Raw genomic sequence first — 20,551 nt, 5'->3', positions numbered from 1 at the left:
AAATCCCTATCTCTCCGCCACTAATTTTACGATAATTTGCCAAGTGAAGTTCACCGGCGAGTTTATACAATCTGATTTGGAGAGATGGCTGAGTGGTTGAAAGCACCGGTCTTGAAAACCGGCATACGTTAATAGCGTATCTAGGGTTCAAATCCCTATCTCTCCGCCATATTAAGGCCGCAAGTCTCAGTCTCGCGGCCTTTTTACTTACTTCATCTTGCACTGGTTGCTAACCTGATAGCCTCAGTGCGCGTTTTACGTAACGTTTAGCCCGGTGAGCGCAGGCGTTAATCGCATCAGACGCCTTATCTGCCACCTCATTCACTTCAACCTGCTGATAGCCTCTCAGCCCTACTCGGATCGTACAATGAACTTGTTGAATGTCGTCTAACTGGTTTTCATCCATCAAAAGATAAACTTCGACTTTGTCAATTTGCCCTGCATAGCGGCCAAGCATTAGCCTGATTTGTGCATCTACATGATTGTTTTCGGCTTCTGTCGCGTCACTATGGGATGAAAACACATCTACCCACATAATTTACTCTCATTAATTGATTTAAAGTTCGTTTATCTGCTTAAACGTCGCCTGTAATGTGATCGTGCTACCTCATCAAGCGTATCAATCGAAAAGAATTAAGTGAAATCGTTTGTTCTATATACTACAGTTCGGATTATTCGAAGTGTTGTTTATTGTGAGGAAGCACTATGCAGGATGTTATTAACTACAAACACTTAAAGTACTTCTGGGCTGTTGCGCATGAGGGCAGTATTGCCAAGGCCAGTGCTAAACTAAACATTACCCCGCAAACCATCAGCGGTCAGCTGTCGTTGCTCGAAGAACGAGTTGGGAACGAGCTTTTGCAAAAAGAGGGGCGGGGACTGCGACTAACCGACACCGGCAGAGTCGTATTGCGTTACGCTGATGAGATCTTTGAGTTGGGTAATGAGCTGAGTGATGTTTTAAAAGGCAACAGTGCTGTGGGCCCGGCAGAGTTTATTGTCGGCGCCTCCAGTGTATTGCCCAAAACCATAGTCCATAAGATTATTGAGCCTGCCATGCATATTGAGCAGGACATTCGCCTGACCAGCCTGGAAGGGCCAGTAGACAGTATGCTTGCAGATTTGGCGGTTCATAAAGTTGACCTAGTGTTGAGTGATGTGCCTGTTACAGGGGCGTTCAGCGTTAAGGCGTATAACCATTTGCTGGGAGAAAGTAGTATTACCTTTTTGGCGGCCCCTGCACTTGCCAGACAATACGCCAAGAATTTCCCTATGTCGCTTAATAATGCACCTTTATTACTGCCGACACAGCAACATGAGATCCGCAAAGAGTTTGATTTTTGGCTAAGCGATCAGAATATTCACCCTAATATCGTGGCGCAGTTTGACGACAGTGCGTTAATGAAATCGTTTGGTCAGTCTGGTTTGGGGCTGTTTTTTATGCCCAGTACCATTGCTCAAGATGTGTGTGACGCGTTCCATGTACGCCCGGTGGGTGAGTTGCCAAACATAAAACAAAAGTTTTATGCGATTTCAGCAGAGCGAAAAATCCGCCACCCGGCTATTGTTGCCATATTCAACGAAGCCAAAGCGTCGTTATTTAAATGAACTACGTTATTAAAGTGGCAAAAGATCAACCTTGTGCCAGAATTAAACTTCGTATTTTTCGACGCTTTAAATTTAATAATTCGAGTTTTACATATTGTTGCCGCACCCTAATATGAGGTTAATACAACTAGCTCCCGAGGTGTTTTATGCAAGATCTGAAAGACTGGCACAGTCAACACTCAGAAGAAGTACTCAAGCAGTTCGAGGCCGACCCGGAGCGAGGTTTATCTTCGCAACAGGTCGACAGGCAACAGGCAGAATTTGGACCAAATGCCATCACTAAACACGATGGAGACGGGCCGATAAAACGGTTTGCCCTGCAGTTCCATCAGCCTTTGGTTTACATCTTGCTCTCGGCAGTGGTGGTGACGCTGGCACTCCAGGAATGGGTCGACGCCATCGTCATTTTTGCTGTGGTGCTACTCAACGCCATCATTGGCTTTGTACAAGAATCCAAAGCGATCAATGCCATCAATGCCTTGTCTGGCAGTATCAAATCAACCGCAACCGTGATCCGTGACGGGGTAAAAACGACCATTGCTGCACAACAGCTGGTGCCTGGCGACATTGTATTGCTGCAGGCCGGTGATAAAGTGACCGCGGATATGCGCCTGGTGAAGGTCAGAGATTTACAGGTTGATGAGTCGGCACTGACCGGTGAATCCGTACCTGTGGAGAAAAATCTGGAGGTGCTGGCGAAAGAAGCGCTGCTGGGAGACCGCCAGAATATGGCGTTTTCGTCGACGCTGGTGGTTTACGGCACCGGCGTTGGGGTGGTCACTGAAACAGGCGATAACACTGAGATAGGTAAAATTTCTGAACTGATCGCTACGACGCCAACGCTGGATACACCGTTGACCAAACGCATCAAGCAATTTAGTCATGTTTTGTTATATGCGATTGTCGGTCTGGCTGCGATCACTTTGCTGATAGGGTATTTGCACGGACAACCACTACTTGATTCCTTTATGGCGGCGGTAGCTTTGGCTGTGGGGGCTATTCCGGAAGGTTTGCCTGCAGCAGTCACGATTATGTTGGCCATTGGCGTTTCCCGCATGGCTAAACGTAAAGCCGTTATTCGTAATCTCCCCGCGGTTGAAACGCTGGGAAGTACCACCATTATCTGCTCCGACAAGACAGGTACTTTGACCAAAAATGAGATGACCGTAGAGCAGATCTACAGCGGCGGGCAGCTCTATGCGGTATCTGGCAATGGTTATGATCCTGCCGGTGAGATCCAAACTCACATGCCGCAGTCTGAGTTACAGTCAGCCACAGTTGAGGCCAACACCCAGCCTGGTCTTTATGCAACACTCAGAGCTGGTGCGCTGTGCAACGATGCTCAACTCTTGGCACCGGATACAGAAAATGCACAGTGGCGTATCAGTGGTGACCCGACCGAGGCAGCATTGCTGGTGTCTGCACGAAAAGCCAACATGGCCTCAGAAAGCCTGAATGCCAAACGAGTTGATTGCATACCGTTTCAATCAGAATACCAGTACATGGCCACCCTGGATGACGTCGACGACACGCGCATAATCCATATGAAGGGGTCCATCGAGAGTATTCTGCCTAAATGTCGGTTTATGCTTAATGAGCAGGGCGCCTCAATTCCTCTTGATCAGGGGGCGGTAGAGCAGCAAGCCGAACGCTTGGCTGCTAAAGGCTTGCGCGTACTGGCTTTTGCCAGCAAAGCGACAAGTCGGGAGCAAACGAGCCTGAGCCATGACGATGTTGCTCAGGAGCTGGTGTTCCTGGGGCTACAAGCAATGATAGATCCGCCTCGTCCTGAGGCCATTGAAGCTGTTGCTGCCTGTCACAGAGCCGGGATCCGGGTCAAGATGATCACCGGAGATCATGCGTTGACTGCCACCAGTATTGCCAAGCAGCTCGGAATTATTCAACCGCAAAGCGCAGGAAAAACCGTTACGGGCTATCAGCTCGGCGACCTATCGGAGCATGAGTTCAGTGATATTGCCAGTAATAATGATGTGTTTGCACGGGTCAGTCCTGAAAATAAACTTCAACTGGTGAAATCGTTACAGGCTGAAGGCCATGTTGTGGCCATGACAGGGGATGGTGTTAATGATGCTCCCGCGCTCAGACGGGCCGACATTGGTGTTGCCATGGCACTCAATGGCACTGAAGTGGCAAGAGATGCGTCGGATATGATGCTGACCGATGATAACTTTGCCACTGTGCGGGCTGCTGTTGAGGAAGGTCGGGGTGTCTTTGACAATCTGAAGAAGTTTATTGTCTGGACCTTGCCAACCAACGGTGGTGAAGGCCTGGTGATTTTGCTTGCGGTGTTACTTGGCGTGTCATTGCCTCTATTGCCGGTACATATTCTATGGGTCAACATGACCACTGCCATTTTACTCGGTTTGATGCTGGCGTTTGAGCCCAGAGAAAAGGGCATTATGGACCGTCCACCCTACGACCCAGATGCACCTATCATTGACAGGATCTTAATGTGGCGAATTTTGTTGGTGTCCTCTTTATTATGTATCACGGCCTTCGGTTTATACGAGCTTGAATTAATGTGGGGCGCGACTGAAGCGCAAGCCAGAACCGTCGCAGTCGCTATGTTCGTGGTCGGTGAAGCATTCTACCTGTTCAACTGTCGCTCGTTGGATCGGTCGGTATTTTCGGTTGGCTTGTTTTCAAACCGCTGGATCTGGATAGGCATCGCACTGATGATGGCATTACAGTTGCTGTTTACTTACCTGCCCTTGATGAACGACTGGTTCCAGAGTGCGCCTATCTCACTTGAGGCCTGGTTACGAGTTATCGCCTGTGGTTGGTTGATCTCCCTGATTGTTGGAGCTGAAAAGCACCTGCGCAGTCGCAACAAAGAACCACAGCCAACCTCAGATTCAAATACCAACAGAGTGAGTGAATCAATATGAATAAAAAGACGCATTCTCACAATTCAGACAAACGGACCTTGCTTATTCGGGCAGTGATATTCAGCGCTTTATGGCTGCTGCTCACGAAAGGGGTTTGGTCCTCCTGGGCAATAGGTATCTTCGTTGTACCTGTGTCAGTTTGGATGAGCATGCGTCTTTTTCATAACGCGGCAGCTGAGCCTGTTCATTCTGTAACAGGGCAGCTGCATTATGGTCGTCTGTTGCGCCTGCTGCCGTATTTTTTGCTTAACTCGTTGAAAGGGGGAATACAAACAGCGCGGCTGGCTTTTGCTCACCGCATTGAAATGCGGCCTGGGACGGTTTCCTATCCGCTACGTTTGCCTTCGGGCCATACACAGCTGTGGTTTATTCACCTGATCAGCTTGTTACCAGGCACGTTGAGTGCCCAACTGAATGGTGATTCCTTGTTGGTACACATGCTGGAAGTAAATGAAAGCAATTATCGGGATGTGATTGACTGTGAACAAAAGATAGCCTATTTGTTTGATTTAGAAATAGATAAGCAAGTGGTGCCGGTTTTGAAGGAGCAACTATGAGTGAGTATTTAAACCTGGTTATTACAATTTTAACGCTGGTTCTGCTTGGCGGGCTGTGGCGGCTCTGGCTGGGTCCGTCAAAGCTCAATCGAATACTGTCTCTGCAATTGTTTGGCACCATAGGCGTTGCGATTTTGGCGCTGCTGGCAGTCGTATATCAACAAAGTGCTTTATTCAACGTAGCGCTGGTATTGGCCCTGCTGGCTCCAACCGCAACGGTCATTTTAGTCAAAATGGGAGACACTAAATCATGACGCTTTTGGATTGGTACAGTGTCGTTATGGTGACGCTCGGCGTGTTCTTTTTCATTGCTGGGGGCGTTGGTCTGTGGCGTTTTCCAGATGAGTTATCCCGGCTGCATGCGCTGACCAAGGCCGACAATCTGGGCTTAGGGTTTGTCGTATTAGGGGTGTTACCTCAGGTTGTAGAAGTGGCAGATGCAATTCAACTATTGTTGATCTGGGTCGCAGTGATGCTGGCAGGAGCCGTCTCTTGCTATTTATTGGCCAGTCACTCAGATTTGGAGCAAGATGAACTCTCGGTAGAGCACCGAAGCAGACTGGAGGTTCAGGAGGAAATACATGATAAGCGGTGAATTATTTATCGACCTACTATTGGGAATTGGGGCCTTAGTAACCGCAATATTGTGTCTCACAGCTAAAGACCTATTTCAGGCGATTTTACTGTTTATCAGCATGGGTCTGCTAGTTACGCTTGCCTGGGTCAGGCTGGGTGCGTGGGATGTTGCCATCGCAGAGGCGGCGATTGGAGCGGGTTTGACTGGCGCATTGCTTATCGCCACACGTCGACAGCTCAACCAATAAAACTGCGTTAAATAATAACAAAAGAGGTAACTTATGTTTAATAACATGACGTTAAGTGACAGTGCAAAACAAGAAGCAGACTTGCCCGGTTGCGTCTTGTTGATTGTTGGTATGGTGGTTGTTGCAGCCTGTTTTTTTCTGGCTATGTCCCTGGTCCAGTTTCAGCCAACAGACCAACCGCTAGTGACACTGGTTGCCTCTAACCTGGAGCAAAGTGGTGTAGAGAACCCGGTTACGGCCGTGCTACTTAACTTTCGCAGTTATGATACCTTGCTGGAAGTTGCGGTGCTGTTGATTGTTGCCCTGGCAGTGATGCCCTTCAGTTTACAAGACACCAGGCTGCCATTTATTAAAGTATCTGAACCCATAGAGCGAAGTTTGGTACTTGAAGCTTTCCTGCGGTGGTTGTTACCGGCGATAGTGGTTACATCCGGGTATTTACTTTGGACTGGTGCGGCATTGCCTGGCGGTGCGTTTCAGGCAGGTGCATTGTTGGCAGGCGCAGGGATTTTGCTGCTACTTGCCGGTCATCATAGTTTTAACTTCAATGCACTAGCCGCACGCCTGTTGTTGGTGGTTGGCTTAGCCATGTTTTTGTTGGTCGGTGCAGGTGTCGTCCTGTCAAGTGGCATTGCGTTGGCCTATCCGGTGGCTATGGCTGGCACGTTAATTCTGGTAATAGAAGTGGCGGCGACAATAACCATAGCGGCGGTCTTGGTTTTGCTATTTTGTGCGTTGCAGATTGAGCCTTTGGGCCCACAGCCAAATCGTGTTGAGAAGGAGAAGCACTTATGACACAAGCTTTGTTGTATGGTGTATTTGGTATAGCACTGTTCGGTATTGGTCTGTTTGGCGTCTTGGCAATTGCCCATGTCGTTAAGAAGATACTCGCCATCAATATTTGTGGTGTGGGGGTGTTTATGGTGTTTATAGCTAATGCCTCATCCGGCGCTGCACCAGATTTTGTCCCACACGCTATGGTATTAACTGGGATCGTGGTCGCGGTCGCAGGTACGGCAATGGCTTTGTCTTTGGTGGTTCGGATCAACGCACTTGAAAAGCCTGAGGAAGACGCTTAATGCCAGTAATCGACGTTGCTTCTTTACTACCCCTGCTGATTGCGATCCCCCTGGTTGGGGCTATTTTCTCGGTATTGCTGAGTACCAAATATGCGCAAGTGCTGATTGGGCTGCTTAGCGCACTGGCCTTGGTGCTCGTAATTGGACTCATCTTGGTCAATTTGCCTTCTGTAGGCACTGAGTTTACGACACCGCTGAGGTATGTCCTTGCGGGCTGGGAGGCTCCTTTGGGTATTGCGCTAAGCCTTGATGGGTTCTCAGCTCTGCTGCTGTCATTGACCGTTTTTTTGGTCACAGTATTGACCTTTTATTCTGCTTTCTATTTCGCAGCATCACCTGCACGTGTGCGCTTTTGGCCTCTGTGGTGGTTGTTGGTGGCGGGGATCAATGCGCTATTTCTGTCTGCTGACATTTTCAATGTCTATGTGACACTCGAAATTATCGGATTGGCAGCGGTTGCTCTGGTCGCGTTAAGTGGCAATAAAGCGGGCCTGACGGCAGCGTTGCGTTATTTATTAGTCGGTCTGTTAGGGTCTCTTTGCTATCTGCTAGCTGTGGCTTTGTTGTATCACGTCTATGGTACTCTAGACTTTGCACAGCTTGCAGCCAAAGCTGAATCAAATCCATTAAGCTGGGCTGCATTGGCGCTAATCACTGTGGGTTTGGTGCTAAAAACCGCCCTGGTTCCATTGCACTTTTGGTTACCTCATGCTCATGGCAGTGCACCGGCACCAGTTAGTGCTATTTTGTCCGCTTTGGTTGTCAAAGCGTCGTTTTATTTGTTGGTACGATTTTGGATGGAGATCCTGGCACCCGCCGTTACCAATGAAGCGTTAATGCTATTGGGCATATTAGGAGGGGCAGCTATTCTTTGGGGGTGTGTGCAGGCACTCAGAGCAAAGCGTCTCAAACTGATGGTGGCATACTCGACCGTCGCGCAAATTGGTTATCTGTTTTTGCTGTTTCCACTTTTGATGAGTACTGAGGAAGCATCGGCATCACAACTGGCTGCCCAGCAGCAAAGTGCGCTCGCCGCGGTGTCTTATTTTATTGTCGCCCATGCCTGTGCCAAGGCAGCGATGTTTATTGCTGCCGGCAACATCATACATTCGCTTGGTCATGACGACATTGCTAAGCTGCAGGGCATGGCAAAGTATATGCCATTGAGCTTGTTCACTTTTGCGATAGCAGGAGGCAGTTTAATCGGTCTGCCACCCAGCGCAGGCTTTATCGCCAAATGGTTATTGCTCAATGTTGCCATTGATACTCACCAGTGGTGGTGGGTTGTGATCATTCTTACCGGCGGACTGTTGGCAGCACTGGCGATATTCAGAGTGCTGGACCTGGCATTTATTAAACCGGAGCAGGCGTCTGATCACGTTGCCCCTGATAGCTGGCAGAAGGTGCCTGTGGCTATGCCTGCCAGCGGCCTGGCGTTGGCCCTGTGTACTATGGCGTTGGGTTTCAATGCTGACCTGATCATTGACCTGATAGCGATAGGAGGCGGCGAATGATGTGGCAAAGTACTCTGCCTTTATTGATTTTACTGAGCGCACTGGTATCCGGGGTTGCGATATTTTTTGTCAGCGACAACAAGCCTATACTCAGAAAAACCCTGAACTTTCTTGGGGCCGGCAGCTGTGTTGGCCTGATCTTAGTGATGATCTCAGGTGTGTACCAGGGACAGGTTTTTGAAACGCGTTTGCCTTTGCTGCCCAATATGGATCTGGTTCTTCATGCTGATGCTTTGTCCTTGCTGTTTGTTGCGCTATCCGGTTTTTTGTGGCTATTAACGACGATTTATGCCATTGGCTATCTGGAACAATCACCTAATCGTAGCCGCTTTTTCGGGTTCTTTAGCCTGTGTGTGTTCGCAACCATAGGCGTCGCGCTGGCGGGTAACTTAATCACCTTTTTGATTTTCTATGAGTTACTGACGCTGACAACTTATCCTCTGGTAGTCCATAAGGGGAATAAAGCCTCGCTGGCGGCAGGACGTAAATATTTGATCTATACCATGCTAGGTGGCGCCAGTTTGCTCGCCGGTGTTGTTTGGTTAAAAGCTCTGGCTGGGTCATTGGACTTCACCGCGACGGGGATCCTCGCGTCCATGCCCCATCTAGACCCATTACACCTGAAGGTAATTTTTGCCCTCATAATTATAGGGTTAGGGGTAAAGGCTGCATTGATCCCTCTGCATGGCTGGCTACCTTCTGCCATGGCTGCACCTGCTCCTGTGAGTGCGTTGTTACATGCGGTTGCTGTGGTTAAAGCGGGGGCATTTGGCATAGTACGGGTTGTTTATGACGTCTTTGGGGTTGAATTTGCTCAGGAGCTCGGGCTGACCATCATTCTGGCCGTGATGGCTTCTGTGACAATTGTTTATGGCTCTACCCGAGCCGTGTTCCAGGATGATCTTAAACGCAGGCTGGCTTATTCAACGGTCAGTCAGGTTTCCTACATTGCACTGGGCACTGCCATTGCCGGGCCAATCGCCACAATCGGCGGCATTGCACACCTGGTCCATCAGGGGTTGATGAAAATCACCATGTTCTTCTGCGCCGGTAGCATAGCAGAAACTCTGGGTGTCACTAAGGTCAGTCAGATGAATGGGGCCGGAAAACGAATGCCGTTAACCATGTTGGCGTTTAGCCTGGCGGTGCTGGGCATGATAGGGATCCCACCGGCTGCGGGTTTTATATCAAAATGGTATCTGGGGACCGGTGCGCTCGAGGCAGGCTTTTATTGGGTATTGGGGGTACTTATTATCAGTAGCTTGCTCAATGCTATCTACTTTCTACCTATCCTATATGCAGCCTGGTTTAAACCACAGCAGGGGGCCTGGCCAAAAGAAAAACCCAGAGGGCGGCTAGAAACGCATTGGATGCTCATGCTACCACCCGTAGTGACTGCACTACTGGCGCTCAATGCAGGCTTGTTTGCTGATGCCCAGTTTAGCCCGCTGAATTGGGTGAAGCTAATAGCAGCCCGAGAATATGGCAGTGAGTTTGTATCAATACTGGCAGCCAGTTCGCAACAAATTCCTGCAATATGGCTGGCGCTTGGTGCACCGTTATTGTGTGCGCTATTGCTGGTGCGCAAGCAAATGCAGGAGGTAGCACACTGGTTTTTACCTTTATCGGCAGGTATCGCGTTGCTTGCCTATGCAATTTCTGGACAAGGCACTAACACCACGCCTTGGTTATTTTTTGGCAGTGTACTGACGCTAAACGATACGACATCGACTTTCTTTCTGCTTGCTGCTTGCCTGTGGCTGCTGGCTGCGGTTTTTGCCGTTAATTTTGTCAAAGCTGATGAGCGCAAAGTTAGGTTCTGCCTGTTTTTCCTGCTAGCCATGTGCGGTAATTTTGGGCTTGTGCTGGCCCAGGATATTTCAGGCTTTATCAGCTTCTTCACCTTGATGAGTCTGGCTTCGTACGGCCTGGTTGTGCACTTTGATACGGATGAAGCCCATCAGGCGGGCAAATCATACATGCAATGGGCTGTACTGGGAGAGCTGTTGCTCTTTACAGGACTCGCAGGTCTGGCATTTGGATCAATTGATCCGTCCTCAGCTGGAAATCTGGAGCAAACTTATCCGGCCTGGGCAATCGGGTTTTTACTTGCCGGGTTTGGGGTAAAGGCAGGCTTGTTTGGCTTGCACGTATGGCTGCCAATGGCCCACCCGGTGGCACCTGTTGCAGCCAGTGCACTGCTAAGCGGAGTTATGGTGAAAGCGGGGCTGCTGGGGTGGCTTAAATTTATTCCTTTTGGTGAGGTGGCCTTTGCAACTTTTGGTTCTGTGCTCGTGGTGCTCGGGTTGTTTGCTGCATTTTTTGGTGTTCTGGTAGGGGTTACACAGGATAATCCTAAAGCCTTACTTGCATACTCAACTATGAGCCAGATGGGCATTTTGATTGCGGCTGTTGGCGTTGGGCTGAAATATCCCGAGTTGTGGTCCTTATTGCTGCCTGCAATTGTGTTGTATACAGTTCATCATGGCCTGGCCAAGGCTGCACTGTTTCTTTTTGCGGGCATGAATAGCACTTTAACATGGCACAAATATCGCTGGGTTTGCTGGCTGGCTGCTGCATTACCCGCCGCCGCACTGGCCGGGTTACCACTAACCAGTGGTGCGGTTGCCAAGGTCGCGCTAAAGGATGTCGTCGAGCGGGATTTGCTTATGGGAACAGTCCTACCGCTGACAGCAATAGGGACCACCTGGCTGATGATGCGATTTTTACAGTTGATTGCACAAAAGCGACCAAAAACGGCGACTGGCCAACCTGATGTACTTCAGATAGGTGCGTACGGCGCATTATTGGTATTGGTGACAGTGCTGAGTTATTTGATACCACAAGCCAATGACGTATGGGCTACTCAACTGACTGTGACAAGCTTTTGGAGCAGTGCATGGCCTGTACTTCTCGGTCTGGGGATTTATTTTATAACACGAGCATTTGTTGACAATATGGGAGCATTACCGGCCGGAGATATCAATGTTGCCTATTCGGAAGCAGGCAGCCTGGTACGTCTTGGTGCTGATACCCTCTCGCAGGGATTAAAATTGTTAAAAGATGAAATTGAGAATACCTCTTGGCAGTTGCCTCAGCGTGTGGTTTATCGCCAGGCGCGTGTAGTTGGTCTCGCGATGGCGGCCGTACGTTCATTGATGACGCCGGGCGTATTGTTTGCATTGCTTTTGTGCATGCTGCTATGGGCGATGATAGCAGCAAGATAAGCTTATACGACCAAAGTTGACTTGTGATACTTGTGTTTCGCGTCAACACTGAATATCTCTGTGCAAAGTTATAAAGGTGAAAGAGATGATCAAAAGGCAAGTGGCAAAAGCGGTGGCATATTCGTTGTTATCACCGCTTATCGTTGGCATAGTGCTCGGCGGGTATTATGCGCTGCTAAGTGGCCAGAGCAAGATTTTGTTTCAAATACTTATGACGGCCGTCGCCAATGCCCATATCGTTGGCCTGTCAATGGCATTCTTTGTTTTGCCGGCTTATATAATGCTTCTGCGCCATAACAAGTTGAGTTATTCTGGGGTTTTAACTGCAGGCATGCTCGGAGGTGCCTTGTTTAGCTATATATTTGTTGCAAGCTCTGGCATGGTTTTCATTATTAATGCAGTGATGGCGGCGCTGGGAGGCGGGCTGTTTTTGTTCAGTTTACGGCGTAACACTCAGAGTGCCTGATGGCTTTTTGTACAGTGCGGCGTTGTTTTACACTAATTTAATAGTTTTTCTGTCTAAAAGGTTTCATTTAGCTGCACGAAAGAGTACCTTTACCTCTTATGTAAATTTGTTGAATGACCGCAATGCAGAAGAAAAAGTTCTACGATACTCTCAGCCTACAAGCTCAGGCCCTGATTGGTGATGAGCATAATTACATCGCCAATATGGCAAACCTCAGCGCCCTGTTATTTACCTCAATGGAAGACATAAACTGGGCAGGCTTTTACCTGTTAGATGGTAAAGATGAGCTCGTATTAGGTCCTTTCCAGGGCAACCCAGCCTGCATTCGTATCCCGTTAGGTAAAGGCGTTTGTGGGACTGCGGCCGCTGAGTTAACGACTCAGCTCGTCGAAGACGTACACAGCTTTGATGGTCATATTGCCTGTGATGCTGCGTCAAACTCTGAAATTGTTATTCCCGTTATGAGAAACGGTGAATTGTTTGCTGTATTGGACATTGATAGTCCGAGTTTGGCTAGATTTGACGATGAAGATAAACTTGGCCTGGAAGCACTGGTAAAATGCTTTGAAGGTACATTGTAAATGAAAGAATTACTCAACGTTCAGGACTACCTGTTTTCCAATTTTGATGTGGGAGACTGGGAAGGGGAAGAAGAGCGAGTTGCTGAGACGCTGAATGAGCTTATCCACGTAGCCTGGGACCTGCTTCCCGATGATCTGGAATGTGAGAAAATCGATTTAATTATAAATGGAATATGGGAACATCTGCGCGGCGAGCTGGCGCTTGTCGAAGCCGAGTATGATGAACTCGTCGACTGGGTTACACATTACATTCAGTCATCTCTTGATGAAAATATTGAACTATAGGTTTAGACATGGAAACCACAAACAAGCTAAAAGATATCAAAGAGGTTCTCGACTTTTTATATGCCGAGTTTCCTCAGTGTTTTAAACAAAAAGACGGTATTAAACCGCTGAAGGTTGGCATATTTAAAGATATTGCTGCCAGAATCGAAGGCTCTGACAAGGTCAGTAAGACACAGGTTCGTCAGGCATTACGCAAGTACACTTCTTCTTGGCGTTATTTAGAAGCCGTCATCAACAATGAGTTCCGTGTTGATTTAGATGGAAACGATGCTGAAAAAGTTGAGCAAGAGCACGTAGAGCACGCGCAAAAGGCGTTGGAAGAATCACGTGCAAAAATGGCTAAACGTAAAAAGCCTCAACGTCCCAGACAGGATGGCCGTGGTGAGCGTCGTCGCGATGGTGACACAAAATCTTACAAATCACGTGGTGATAACAAGCACCGCCACGGGAATAAAAACGCTAAAGTTAATGCTAAGCCTGAGCAGCAGCAACGTCGTAGTTCAGGGAAAGTTGAACCTCTGCCAGCAAATGAGGTCAAGGTAAATAATAAGGTTAAAGTGAAGTTAGGACAGGCTCTGGTTAATGCAACCATCACAGAAGTCAACAAAGATGAAGTTCATGTTGAGTTAGTGACAGGAATGCAAGTTAAAACCAAAGCAGAAAGCCTGTTTATTCTTTAAGGAGTTGTGTATGAGTAATAAGTTACCTTTAGTTGGTGTAATCGCACTGTTTGTATCTGGCGTGTGCTCAGCTGCAACACAGACGGTGACGGAAAAAGATATTCCCATATTGGAACCTGAAATCCAGCATGCGACGGCAACCAAAAGGGTAACCAGTAAATTTACTCGTGAACACTATAAGCGCTTTAAGTTAGACGATGCGTTGTCTGAGCAGATATTTGACCGTTATATCGAAAACCTCGATTATAATAAGTCTCTTTTCCTGCAGTCTGACATTGACAAATATGCAGGGTATAAAAAGCAATTCGACGACGCTTTGAAAAAGGGCAAGCTCGATTTTGCTTTTGCTATGTTCAACGACAGTATGCAACGTCGCTATGAGCGCTTTAACTATGCAATTTCTCTGTTAGATACAGAAATGAAGTTTGATAAACCAGACGAATTTGTGTTTGACAGAGAAGACATGCAATTTGCCACGACTCAGGCCGAGCTGGATGAGTATTGGCGTCAGCGTGTTAAGTCTGATGCGCTGAGGTTAAAACTCACAGGCAAAGACTGGGCCGGCATCAAAGAAGTCCTGACCAAGCGTTACAAAAACACCATCAAGCGCCTGGTACAGACCAATAATGAAGATGCTTTTCAAATTGTAATGAATGCATTTGCACGTAGCATCGAAGCTCACACTTCTTATTTGTCACCTCGTCGTGCCGAACAGTTTAAGATGGATATGGAGCTTGAACTAGAAGGCATTGGTGCAGTACTAGGTTACGATGAAGATTACACCATCATCCGCAGCCTGGTGCCTGGCGGTCCAGCGGACAAGACGGAAAAGATAAAGCCTGACGACCGCATTGTTGGCGTTGCACAAGATGGGGAAGAATTTGTCGACGTGATTGGCTGGCGTCTTGATGATGTCGTTGATCTCATCAAAGGTCCTAAAGGAACCAAAGTAAGACTACAGTACCTTAAGGGAAGTGATACGCACGGGACACCTAAGGTTGTTGAAATCGTCCGAGATAAAATACGCCTTGAGGACAGAGCCGCAAAATCGGAAATCTTCGAAGCAAAATATTCAGATCTCACCAGCAAAATAGGCGTGATTGAGATCCCAAGCTTCTACAACAATCTGTCGAAAGATGTGAAAAAAGAGCTTGAAAAGCTCAAAGAACAAAATGTTGATGGGATCATCGTTGACCTTAGACAAAATGGCGGTGGTTCCTTATATGAAGCGACTCAGTTATCAGGTTTATTTATAGACAAAGGCCCGATAGTCCAGATACATACCGCATATAACCGTGTCGAAGCGCAAAAAGACAGTGATGGGGTGACTTATTATAACGGCCCACTAACTGTGCTGGTTGATCGTTATAGTGCGTCGGCTTCAGAGATATTTGCAGCGGCGATGCAGGATTATGGGCGTGCTGTGGTCATTGGCGAACAAACTTTTGGTAAAGGAACGGTTCAACAACACCGTGGCCTTAGAAAGACCTATGACCTGTTCGACAACGCACTAGGCAGCATTACCTATACTATTGCCAAGTTCTATCGTATCGATGGTGGCAGTACGCAAAACAAAGGCGTAATTCCAGATATTTTATTGCCTTCTGCAGTAGAGCCAGCAGAGTGGGGCGAGAGCCAGGAAGACAATGCTTTACCTTGGGACAGCATTGTCAGAGCCAAGTATCAACAGTTGGATGACTTGGATCCGACCATTAAATATTTGAATGAGCGTCATGGTTTGCGGATAGCCAAAGAGCCTGAATTTGCTTACGTTTACGACGATATTGCGCGATATAAAGCCCAAAAAGACGACATCTCGATTTCTCTGGTTGAAGCTGAGCGCACAAAAGAGCGTGAGGAGCGTGATGAGCGTGCGTTAAAACGGACCAATGAGCGTCTTAAACGCTTAGGGCAAGAGCCTGTAAAAGATTTGGATGATGTACCAGATATCATTGCTGAGCTGGATCCTTACCTGGAAGAAGCAGCACTGATCACACAGGACATGATCAACTATGGTCGCCTGGCAAAAAACGAGGCAGGTGACTGAGTCTCTGGCTGCAAGTAAGACGTGCAGAAGGCTAAACTATGAAAAGGCGCATTGAGCGCCTTTTTTCGTTACCAGTGCGTGGGAAATTTGTTATTATTGTCAGCTGCAATATTAAAAATAGTCGGGCAGGAATATGCCTGGCGCTGTCTTGGGCGCAGATTCACGTGTTGTGCTTAACATTGAACTGACCCGACAGAGATAATAATAAAGCACTCCATTAAGTGCGAAGGAGTATTCTGGTTTGAGACAACAAAAACAAGCATCCTATCTGGATGCCTTTATTCCTATTGTGGTATTGGTCAGCTTATTAGGCGCTGCGGTATACCTTTACGGTGATAACTCTTCTTCGGGGCCGAACCAGATAGCCCTGTTATTTGCTACCTTTACAGCCGCGTTGATAGGGCTGAAGAATGGCTTTACCTGGAAAACACTCGAAGAGGCAATGATCAAAGGGATCACCATCTCGTTAGGCGCCATTCTCATTCTACTCATGGTAGGTGCTTTGATTGGCACCTGGTTACTGTCTGGCACAGTACCAACCTTGATCTACTATGGTTTGCAAATAATTCACCCTTCCTGGTTTTATGCTGCTGGCTGTTTGATCTGTGGCATTGTCGCTATGAGTATTGGTAGCTCCTGGACTACGGCCGCAACCATAGGTGTGGCATTACTCGGTGTGGCCAACGGCTTAGGGCTCGATCCGGTTGTTACCGCCGGTGCGGTGATCTCAGGTGCTTATTTTGGTGACAAATTATCACCGCTCTCAGAAACAACTAATTTGGCGCCTGCGGTAGCCGGCAGTGATCTGTTCGAGCATATTCAGCACATGTTGTGGACCACAGTACCAAGCTTTGTCATCGCTCTGATTATCTTCATCGTAATGGGATTCAATGCCGATGTATCGAGCGAGTCCGGCAAAATAGACGAAATTGCGACGATTCTGGAAACAAACTTTAATATTGGTTTGGTGAACCTGGTACCCTTGATCATTCTGCTTGCACTGGCAATTAAAAAAATGCCAGCCTTTCCTGCCATCTCTATCGGTGCTGTGATTGGTGCAATCTGGGCATTACTATTCCAGGGGGATTTGATAGCAAGTCAGGTCAACCCGGATGAAGGTGTATTGGTTAGTCACTTTAAACTGGTTTGGGCTACTTTCTTTGACGGATTCAGCCTGGAAACCGGCAATGCTAAAATGGATGATCTGCTCAGTGGCGGCGGCATGTCCAGCATGTTAACGACCACCTGGTTGGTAATGACTGCATTGATGTTTGGTGCAATCATGGAAAAAACGGGGTTACTAGAGCTGTTTGTTAAGAGCATTCTCAAGGTTGCGAAAAGCACAGGCTCACTGATCGCTTCAACCGTCGCTACTTGTTTTGGTACTAACCTGGTAGCAGCCGATCAGTACATCGCAATCGTAGTTCCGGGTCGCATGTTTAAAGAAGAATACAAGCAGCGGGGGCTGCGCAGTGTCAATCTTTCAAGAACGCTTGAAGATGGTGGCACGATTACGAGTCCACTCATCCCGTGGAATACCTGTGGTGCTTACATGCAAAGTGTACTGTTGATCAACCCTCTGGATTATGCGGTCTATGCGTTTTTCAACCTGATCAACCCATTCCTGGCGATAGTCTATGCCTATCTGGGTATTAAGATTTTGAAAATCAAGCCAAAGGCAATGCAACAGGCTGAGACCACAGCTAACGCGTCGTAATTGCTAACACATAACAATAAACAAAGCGCCTCACTTAATTTGAGGCGTTTTTGCACGTCTTCAATTCATAAATCCCTTTGCCCTCAGCGCAGGCCGTTCTACAATAAAGATATTGATTTATACTCATTTTTTACTTTTTGCTTCGTCGCGTCATGCGTACTTCAGCAACTGTAAATTGATAATAGGAATTGTCATGACCTCAAAACCTCAGGCCAAATATTTGCATGATTATCAGCCGCCCACACATGTAGTTGAAAACCTCTCCCTAACGTTTGAACTGGACCCGCAACACACTAAGGTAACCGCTCGGTTTATACTAACAGCACAGGGCGACACCAGCTCTGTTATACTAGATGGCGTTGAATTGACACTGAACTCAGTGCATGTCGATGGACAGGTGCATACCAATTATAGGTTACACGATACGGGCCTGGAGTTATTCGGGCTGGGTGAGCGCGCTGAAATTGAAATAGTTAACACCATTTCACCTGGGGCAAATACATCGCTTGAAGGTCTGTACCTGTCAGATGGCGCGTATTGCACGCAATGCGAGGCAGAAGGTTTTCGTAAGATAACTTACTTCCTGGATCGCCCAGACGTACTGACGACCTATAACGTAAAGATAATCGGCCCTAAACAAATGCCGTACCTTTTATCCAATGGTAACAAGGTCGACAGTGGTGAATTATCAGACGGTCGCCATTATGTTTGCTGGGAAGATCCCTTTAAAAAGCCTTCTTATCTTTTTGCCTTGGTGGCAGGGGATTTCGATGTACTGACGGATCAATTTGAAACACGAACGGGGCGTAAAGTTGATTTACAGCTGTTTGTTGATAAAGGAAACCTGAGCAAAGCACCTCATGCAATGACCTCTCTGAAAAAGGCCATGGCCTGGGACGAACAACGTTTTGACCTGGAATACGACCTCGATATTTATATGATAGTGGCGGTCGACTTTTTCAATATGGGTGCGATGGAGAACAAAGGTCTGAATGTTTTCAACAGCGCCTGTGTACTGGCAAACCAGGAAACAGCAACGGATCGGGATTTCCATATCATAGAGTCGATCGTCGGACATGAGTATTTTCACAACTGGACTGGCAACCGCGTGACCTGTCGCGATTGGTTTCAGTTGAGCCTTAAAGAGGGCCTCACGGTATTCCGTGATCAGGAGTTTAGTAGTGACCTGGGCTCTCGCGCACTGAACCGCATAGATGCCGTCAATACGGTCCGTACACATCAGTTTGCTGAAGACGCAGGGCCTATGGCGCACCCAATCAGGCCACAACAAGTAATCGAAATGAATAATTTCTATACGGTCACTGTGTATAACAAAGGCGCTGAAGTGATCCGCATGATGCATACCATCCTGGGTGAGGCTGGTTTCCAAAAGGGTATGAAGCTCTATTTTGAGCGTCACGATGGGCAGGCTGTGACTTGTGATGACTTTGTAGCCGCCATGAGTGATGCCAATGGTAAAGATTTAAGCCAGTTTAAACTCTGGTATAACCAGGTTGGTACGCCAAAGGTCAGCGCTCGCACGAATTATGACGATCAACAAGGGGAGTTTACCCTCCATCTGGCGCAAAGCCATGCAGATAATGACCCGGTAGAAGCCCCACTGCATATTCCGGTTGCTATAGAGCTGCTTGATAAGCAAGGACAGGTAATTAAGGTGCCTGAGTCGACTGCCAAGCAGGGTAAAGTCCTGGAGCTGACCGAGAAGCAACAAAGCTTTGTATTCTGTGGACTCGAAAGCGAGCCTGTGATTGTGTTACTTGAAGGATTCTCCGCACCTTGTTTATTGAGTTACGACTATCAGCAGCACCAATTGCTCCACATTGCCAAGTTTGCAAGCAGTGATTACGCACGTTGGGAAGCCATTCAGCAGCTATACAAGGCTGAGATTAAGACACTGGTAAAAACTCAGGCGTTTTCTGAGTATCAGTTGCCCGAATGTTTGACGCAGGCACTAAGCATGTTACTTGACGATCTCAGCGGTGATTTATCAATTTTAGCTGAACTATTTACTGTACCTGGTTTCGATGCGCTCAGTGCGGAGTACACCCCAGTTCCCGTTGCGCAGCTGGATCAGGCTATTTCTACCGTAGAGTACCAAATAGCAGAACAACTTAAGCCAGCCTGGTGTGCAGCTTATTCTCAGCTTCAGGATGATGGCAGCCTCGACGCTGTGGCTGTGGCAATTCGCACAATGAAAAACAAATGCCTGTTTTATCTTGCCCAGGTATCGGACTCACAGATCCAAGGCTGGATACAGGCGCAAAGTGAAAGCCACAATATGACATTAAAACTCGGGGCGATCAGGGCAGCAGTGAATGCCCAGCACGTGCTGACGCAGTTGTTGTTAGATGATTTTGACAAACAATGGCAGTCAGATCTGTTGGTAATGGACAAATGGTTTGCGCTGCAAGCAAGCCGACGCGATGAGCGCTGTATAGACAACATTTTGTCACTTTACACCCACCCTTGTTTTGACAAAGCCAATCCAAACCGGGTACGTGCACTCATCGGTGCTTTCACGCGTACTAATCCGCGTCATTTCCATCGCGAAGATGGCCGGGGCTATGAGGTGCTGGCCGATCTGATCGCAGAGCTAAACCAGGTTAACCCGCAAAATGCTGCCAGGATCATTACACCTTTGTTGTCTTTCAAACGCTTTGACGAGACTCGTCAGGGCCTGATGAGGGCGCAGTTAGAGAAATTAGCGCGCTTGCCTGAACTGAGTGATGATTTGTACGAAAAAATTGACAAAGCGCTGAACTAACAGCGCTTTTAGTTGTGATATGTAAAGGTTTTTATCCACAAAATGCATGAGTATTACTTTTACATGGATTTGAGCCATGAACAGTGCATGGCGTATTACCATGGACACGTTGAGTTTATACAGGTCGTTGAGGATGGTGGGAAGCGGATCCGCTTCCCCGCTCATCATATCAGGCGGCATGTCTCAACTTTAGGGGTCCGTGGGCGCTTTCGTTTGTTGCTTGATGAAAATAACCGCTTCGTAGCGTTGGAAAAAGTAGTTTGATGACAATT

The 20,551-nt window shown here is 47.7% G+C and carries 19 protein-coding genes and 1 tRNA gene; 19 read left to right on the top strand and 1 reads right to left on the bottom strand.

The window, feature by feature from the left end:
• Positions 1–78: 78 nt before the first annotated feature.
• Positions 79–169: transfer RNA gene (locus tag CWB99_RS12680), tRNA-Ser, on the top strand.
• A 60-nt stretch (positions 170–229) separates the two neighbouring features.
• Here CWB99_RS12680 and CWB99_RS12675 read toward each other — a convergent pair.
• Positions 230–535, bottom strand: coding sequence for an HPF/RaiA family ribosome-associated protein (locus CWB99_RS12675; RefSeq protein ID WP_138550623.1), 306 nt, complete (start codon positions 533–535; stop codon positions 230–232).
• Between the two features lie 170 nt (positions 536–705).
• Between CWB99_RS12675 and nhaR the strand changes: the two genes are divergently transcribed.
• The 18 genes from nhaR to CWB99_RS12585 all read left to right on the top strand — a co-directional run bounded on the left by nhaR (position 706) and on the right by CWB99_RS12585 (position 20,543).
• On the top strand, positions 706–1,608 hold the full coding sequence (gene nhaR, locus CWB99_RS12670) for a transcriptional activator NhaR (protein ID WP_138550622.1): 903 nt from the start codon (positions 706–708) through the stop codon (positions 1,606–1,608).
• A gap of 146 nt (positions 1,609–1,754) precedes the next feature.
• Entirely contained in the window at positions 1,755–4,517 is a 2,763-nt protein-coding gene (locus CWB99_RS12665; protein ID WP_138550621.1) for a cation-transporting P-type ATPase, read from the top strand.
• Positions 4,514–5,074: a Na+/H+ antiporter subunit E gene (locus CWB99_RS12660; protein WP_138550620.1), complete on the top strand. Its 561-nt coding sequence runs from the start codon at positions 4,514–4,516 to the stop codon at positions 5,072–5,074. Before CWB99_RS12665 ends, CWB99_RS12660 begins: the two co-directional genes overlap by 4 nt.
• Positions 5,071–5,328 carry a monovalent cation/H+ antiporter complex subunit F gene (locus tag CWB99_RS12655; protein WP_138546157.1) on the top strand — a complete coding sequence of 86 codons (258 nt, stop codon included), beginning with the start codon at positions 5,071–5,073 and terminating at the stop codon, positions 5,326–5,328. The genes CWB99_RS12660 and CWB99_RS12655 overlap by 4 nt, the downstream gene beginning before the upstream one ends.
• Positions 5,325–5,669: a monovalent cation/H(+) antiporter subunit G gene (locus CWB99_RS12650; RefSeq protein ID WP_138550619.1), complete on the top strand. Its 345-nt coding sequence runs from the start codon at positions 5,325–5,327 to the stop codon at positions 5,667–5,669. The genes CWB99_RS12655 and CWB99_RS12650 overlap by 4 nt, the downstream gene beginning before the upstream one ends.
• Entirely contained in the window at positions 5,656–5,898 is a 243-nt protein-coding gene (locus CWB99_RS12645; protein ID WP_138546155.1) for a DUF4040 domain-containing protein, read from the top strand. The genes CWB99_RS12650 and CWB99_RS12645 overlap by 14 nt, the downstream gene beginning before the upstream one ends.
• 33 nt (positions 5,899–5,931) lie before the next feature.
• The gene (locus CWB99_RS12640) at positions 5,932–6,693 is read left to right on the top strand and encodes a Na(+)/H(+) antiporter subunit B (RefSeq protein ID WP_138550618.1); all 762 of its coding nucleotides are present in this window, start codon (positions 5,932–5,934) and stop codon (positions 6,691–6,693) included.
• On the top strand, positions 6,690–6,977 hold the full coding sequence (locus CWB99_RS12635; RefSeq protein ID WP_138550617.1) for an NADH-quinone oxidoreductase subunit K: 288 nt from the start codon (positions 6,690–6,692) through the stop codon (positions 6,975–6,977). The genes CWB99_RS12640 and CWB99_RS12635 overlap by 4 nt, the downstream gene beginning before the upstream one ends.
• Positions 6,977–8,491 carry a complex I subunit 5 family protein gene (locus tag CWB99_RS12630; RefSeq protein WP_138550616.1) on the top strand — a complete coding sequence of 505 codons (1,515 nt, stop codon included), beginning with the start codon at positions 6,977–6,979 and terminating at the stop codon, positions 8,489–8,491. Before CWB99_RS12635 ends, CWB99_RS12630 begins: the two co-directional genes overlap by 1 nt.
• A complete protein-coding gene (locus CWB99_RS12625) occupies positions 8,488–11,718 on the top strand; it encodes a complex I subunit 5 family protein (RefSeq protein WP_138550615.1) in 3,231 nt (1,076 codons plus the stop codon). Before CWB99_RS12630 ends, CWB99_RS12625 begins: the two co-directional genes overlap by 4 nt.
• A gap of 88 nt (positions 11,719–11,806) precedes the next feature.
• Positions 11,807–12,184, top strand: coding sequence for a hypothetical protein (locus CWB99_RS12620; RefSeq protein ID WP_138550646.1), 378 nt, complete (start codon positions 11,807–11,809; stop codon positions 12,182–12,184).
• A 122-nt stretch (positions 12,185–12,306) separates the two neighbouring features.
• Positions 12,307–12,765: a GAF domain-containing protein gene (locus CWB99_RS12615; RefSeq protein ID WP_054017184.1), complete on the top strand. Its 459-nt coding sequence runs from the start codon at positions 12,307–12,309 to the stop codon at positions 12,763–12,765.
• Positions 12,766–13,050 (top strand): hypothetical protein, encoded by a 285-nt coding sequence (locus tag CWB99_RS12610; RefSeq protein WP_138550614.1) that lies wholly within the window; start codon positions 12,766–12,768, stop codon positions 13,048–13,050.
• A gap of 8 nt (positions 13,051–13,058) precedes the next feature.
• A complete protein-coding gene (gene proQ, locus CWB99_RS12605) occupies positions 13,059–13,730 on the top strand; it encodes an RNA chaperone ProQ (RefSeq protein WP_054017147.1) in 672 nt (223 codons plus the stop codon).
• Between the two features lie 10 nt (positions 13,731–13,740).
• The gene (gene prc / locus CWB99_RS12600) at positions 13,741–15,777 is read left to right on the top strand and encodes a carboxy terminal-processing peptidase (RefSeq protein ID WP_138550613.1); all 2,037 of its coding nucleotides are present in this window, start codon (positions 13,741–13,743) and stop codon (positions 15,775–15,777) included.
• A gap of 241 nt (positions 15,778–16,018) precedes the next feature.
• Positions 16,019–17,494, top strand: coding sequence for a Na+/H+ antiporter NhaC (nhaC, locus tag CWB99_RS12595; RefSeq protein WP_138550612.1), 1,476 nt, complete (start codon positions 16,019–16,021; stop codon positions 17,492–17,494).
• Between the two features lie 193 nt (positions 17,495–17,687).
• Positions 17,688–20,279, top strand: coding sequence for an aminopeptidase N (pepN, locus tag CWB99_RS12590; RefSeq protein ID WP_138550611.1), 2,592 nt, complete (start codon positions 17,688–17,690; stop codon positions 20,277–20,279).
• Between the two features lie 42 nt (positions 20,280–20,321).
• On the top strand, positions 20,322–20,543 hold the full coding sequence (locus CWB99_RS12585) for a DUF2835 domain-containing protein (protein ID WP_010386048.1): 222 nt from the start codon (positions 20,322–20,324) through the stop codon (positions 20,541–20,543).
• Positions 20,544–20,551 lie beyond the last annotated feature (8 nt).

Source organism: Pseudoalteromonas rubra (genome assembly GCF_005887095.1).
GTDB classification, from domain to species: domain Bacteria; phylum Pseudomonadota; class Gammaproteobacteria; order Enterobacterales; family Alteromonadaceae; genus Pseudoalteromonas; species Pseudoalteromonas rubra_E.
Note: the sequence above shows the minus strand (reverse complement) of the source record. Positions and strands in the feature narration are given on the sequence as shown.

Bases quoted from the DNA above. Each gene is read 5' to 3' on its own strand.
- CWB99_RS12650 (WP_138550619.1), top strand. From the start codon at position 5,325: ATGACGCTTTTGGATTGGTACAGTGTCGTTATGGTGACGCTCGGCGTG.
- CWB99_RS12610 (WP_138550614.1), top strand. From the start codon at position 12,766: ATGAAAGAATTACTCAACGTTCAGGACTACCTGTTTTCCAATTTTGAT.
- CWB99_RS12660 (WP_138550620.1), top strand. From the start codon at position 4,514: ATGAATAAAAAGACGCATTCTCACAATTCAGACAAACGGACCTTGCTT.
- CWB99_RS12635 (WP_138550617.1), top strand. From the start codon at position 6,690: ATGACACAAGCTTTGTTGTATGGTGTATTTGGTATAGCACTGTTCGGT.
- CWB99_RS12625 (WP_138550615.1), top strand. From the start codon at position 8,488: ATGATGTGGCAAAGTACTCTGCCTTTATTGATTTTACTGAGCGCACTG.
- CWB99_RS12630 (WP_138550616.1), top strand. From the start codon at position 6,977: ATGCCAGTAATCGACGTTGCTTCTTTACTACCCCTGCTGATTGCGATC.
- prc (WP_138550613.1), top strand. From the start codon at position 13,741: ATGAGTAATAAGTTACCTTTAGTTGGTGTAATCGCACTGTTTGTATCT.
- CWB99_RS12655 (WP_138546157.1), top strand. From the start codon at position 5,071: ATGAGTGAGTATTTAAACCTGGTTATTACAATTTTAACGCTGGTTCTG.
- CWB99_RS12615 (WP_054017184.1), top strand. From the start codon at position 12,307: ATGCAGAAGAAAAAGTTCTACGATACTCTCAGCCTACAAGCTCAGGCC.
- CWB99_RS12645 (WP_138546155.1), top strand. From the start codon at position 5,656: ATGATAAGCGGTGAATTATTTATCGACCTACTATTGGGAATTGGGGCC.
- CWB99_RS12585 (WP_010386048.1), top strand. From the start codon at position 20,322: ATGCATGAGTATTACTTTTACATGGATTTGAGCCATGAACAGTGCATG.
- CWB99_RS12665 (WP_138550621.1), top strand. From the start codon at position 1,755: ATGCAAGATCTGAAAGACTGGCACAGTCAACACTCAGAAGAAGTACTC.
- proQ (WP_054017147.1), top strand. From the start codon at position 13,059: ATGGAAACCACAAACAAGCTAAAAGATATCAAAGAGGTTCTCGACTTT.
- pepN (WP_138550611.1), top strand. From the start codon at position 17,688: ATGACCTCAAAACCTCAGGCCAAATATTTGCATGATTATCAGCCGCCC.
- nhaR (WP_138550622.1), top strand. From the start codon at position 706: ATGCAGGATGTTATTAACTACAAACACTTAAAGTACTTCTGGGCTGTT.
- CWB99_RS12675 (WP_138550623.1), bottom strand. From the start codon at position 535: ATGTGGGTAGATGTGTTTTCATCCCATAGTGACGCGACAGAAGCCGAA.
- CWB99_RS12640 (WP_138550618.1), top strand. From the start codon at position 5,932: ATGTTTAATAACATGACGTTAAGTGACAGTGCAAAACAAGAAGCAGAC.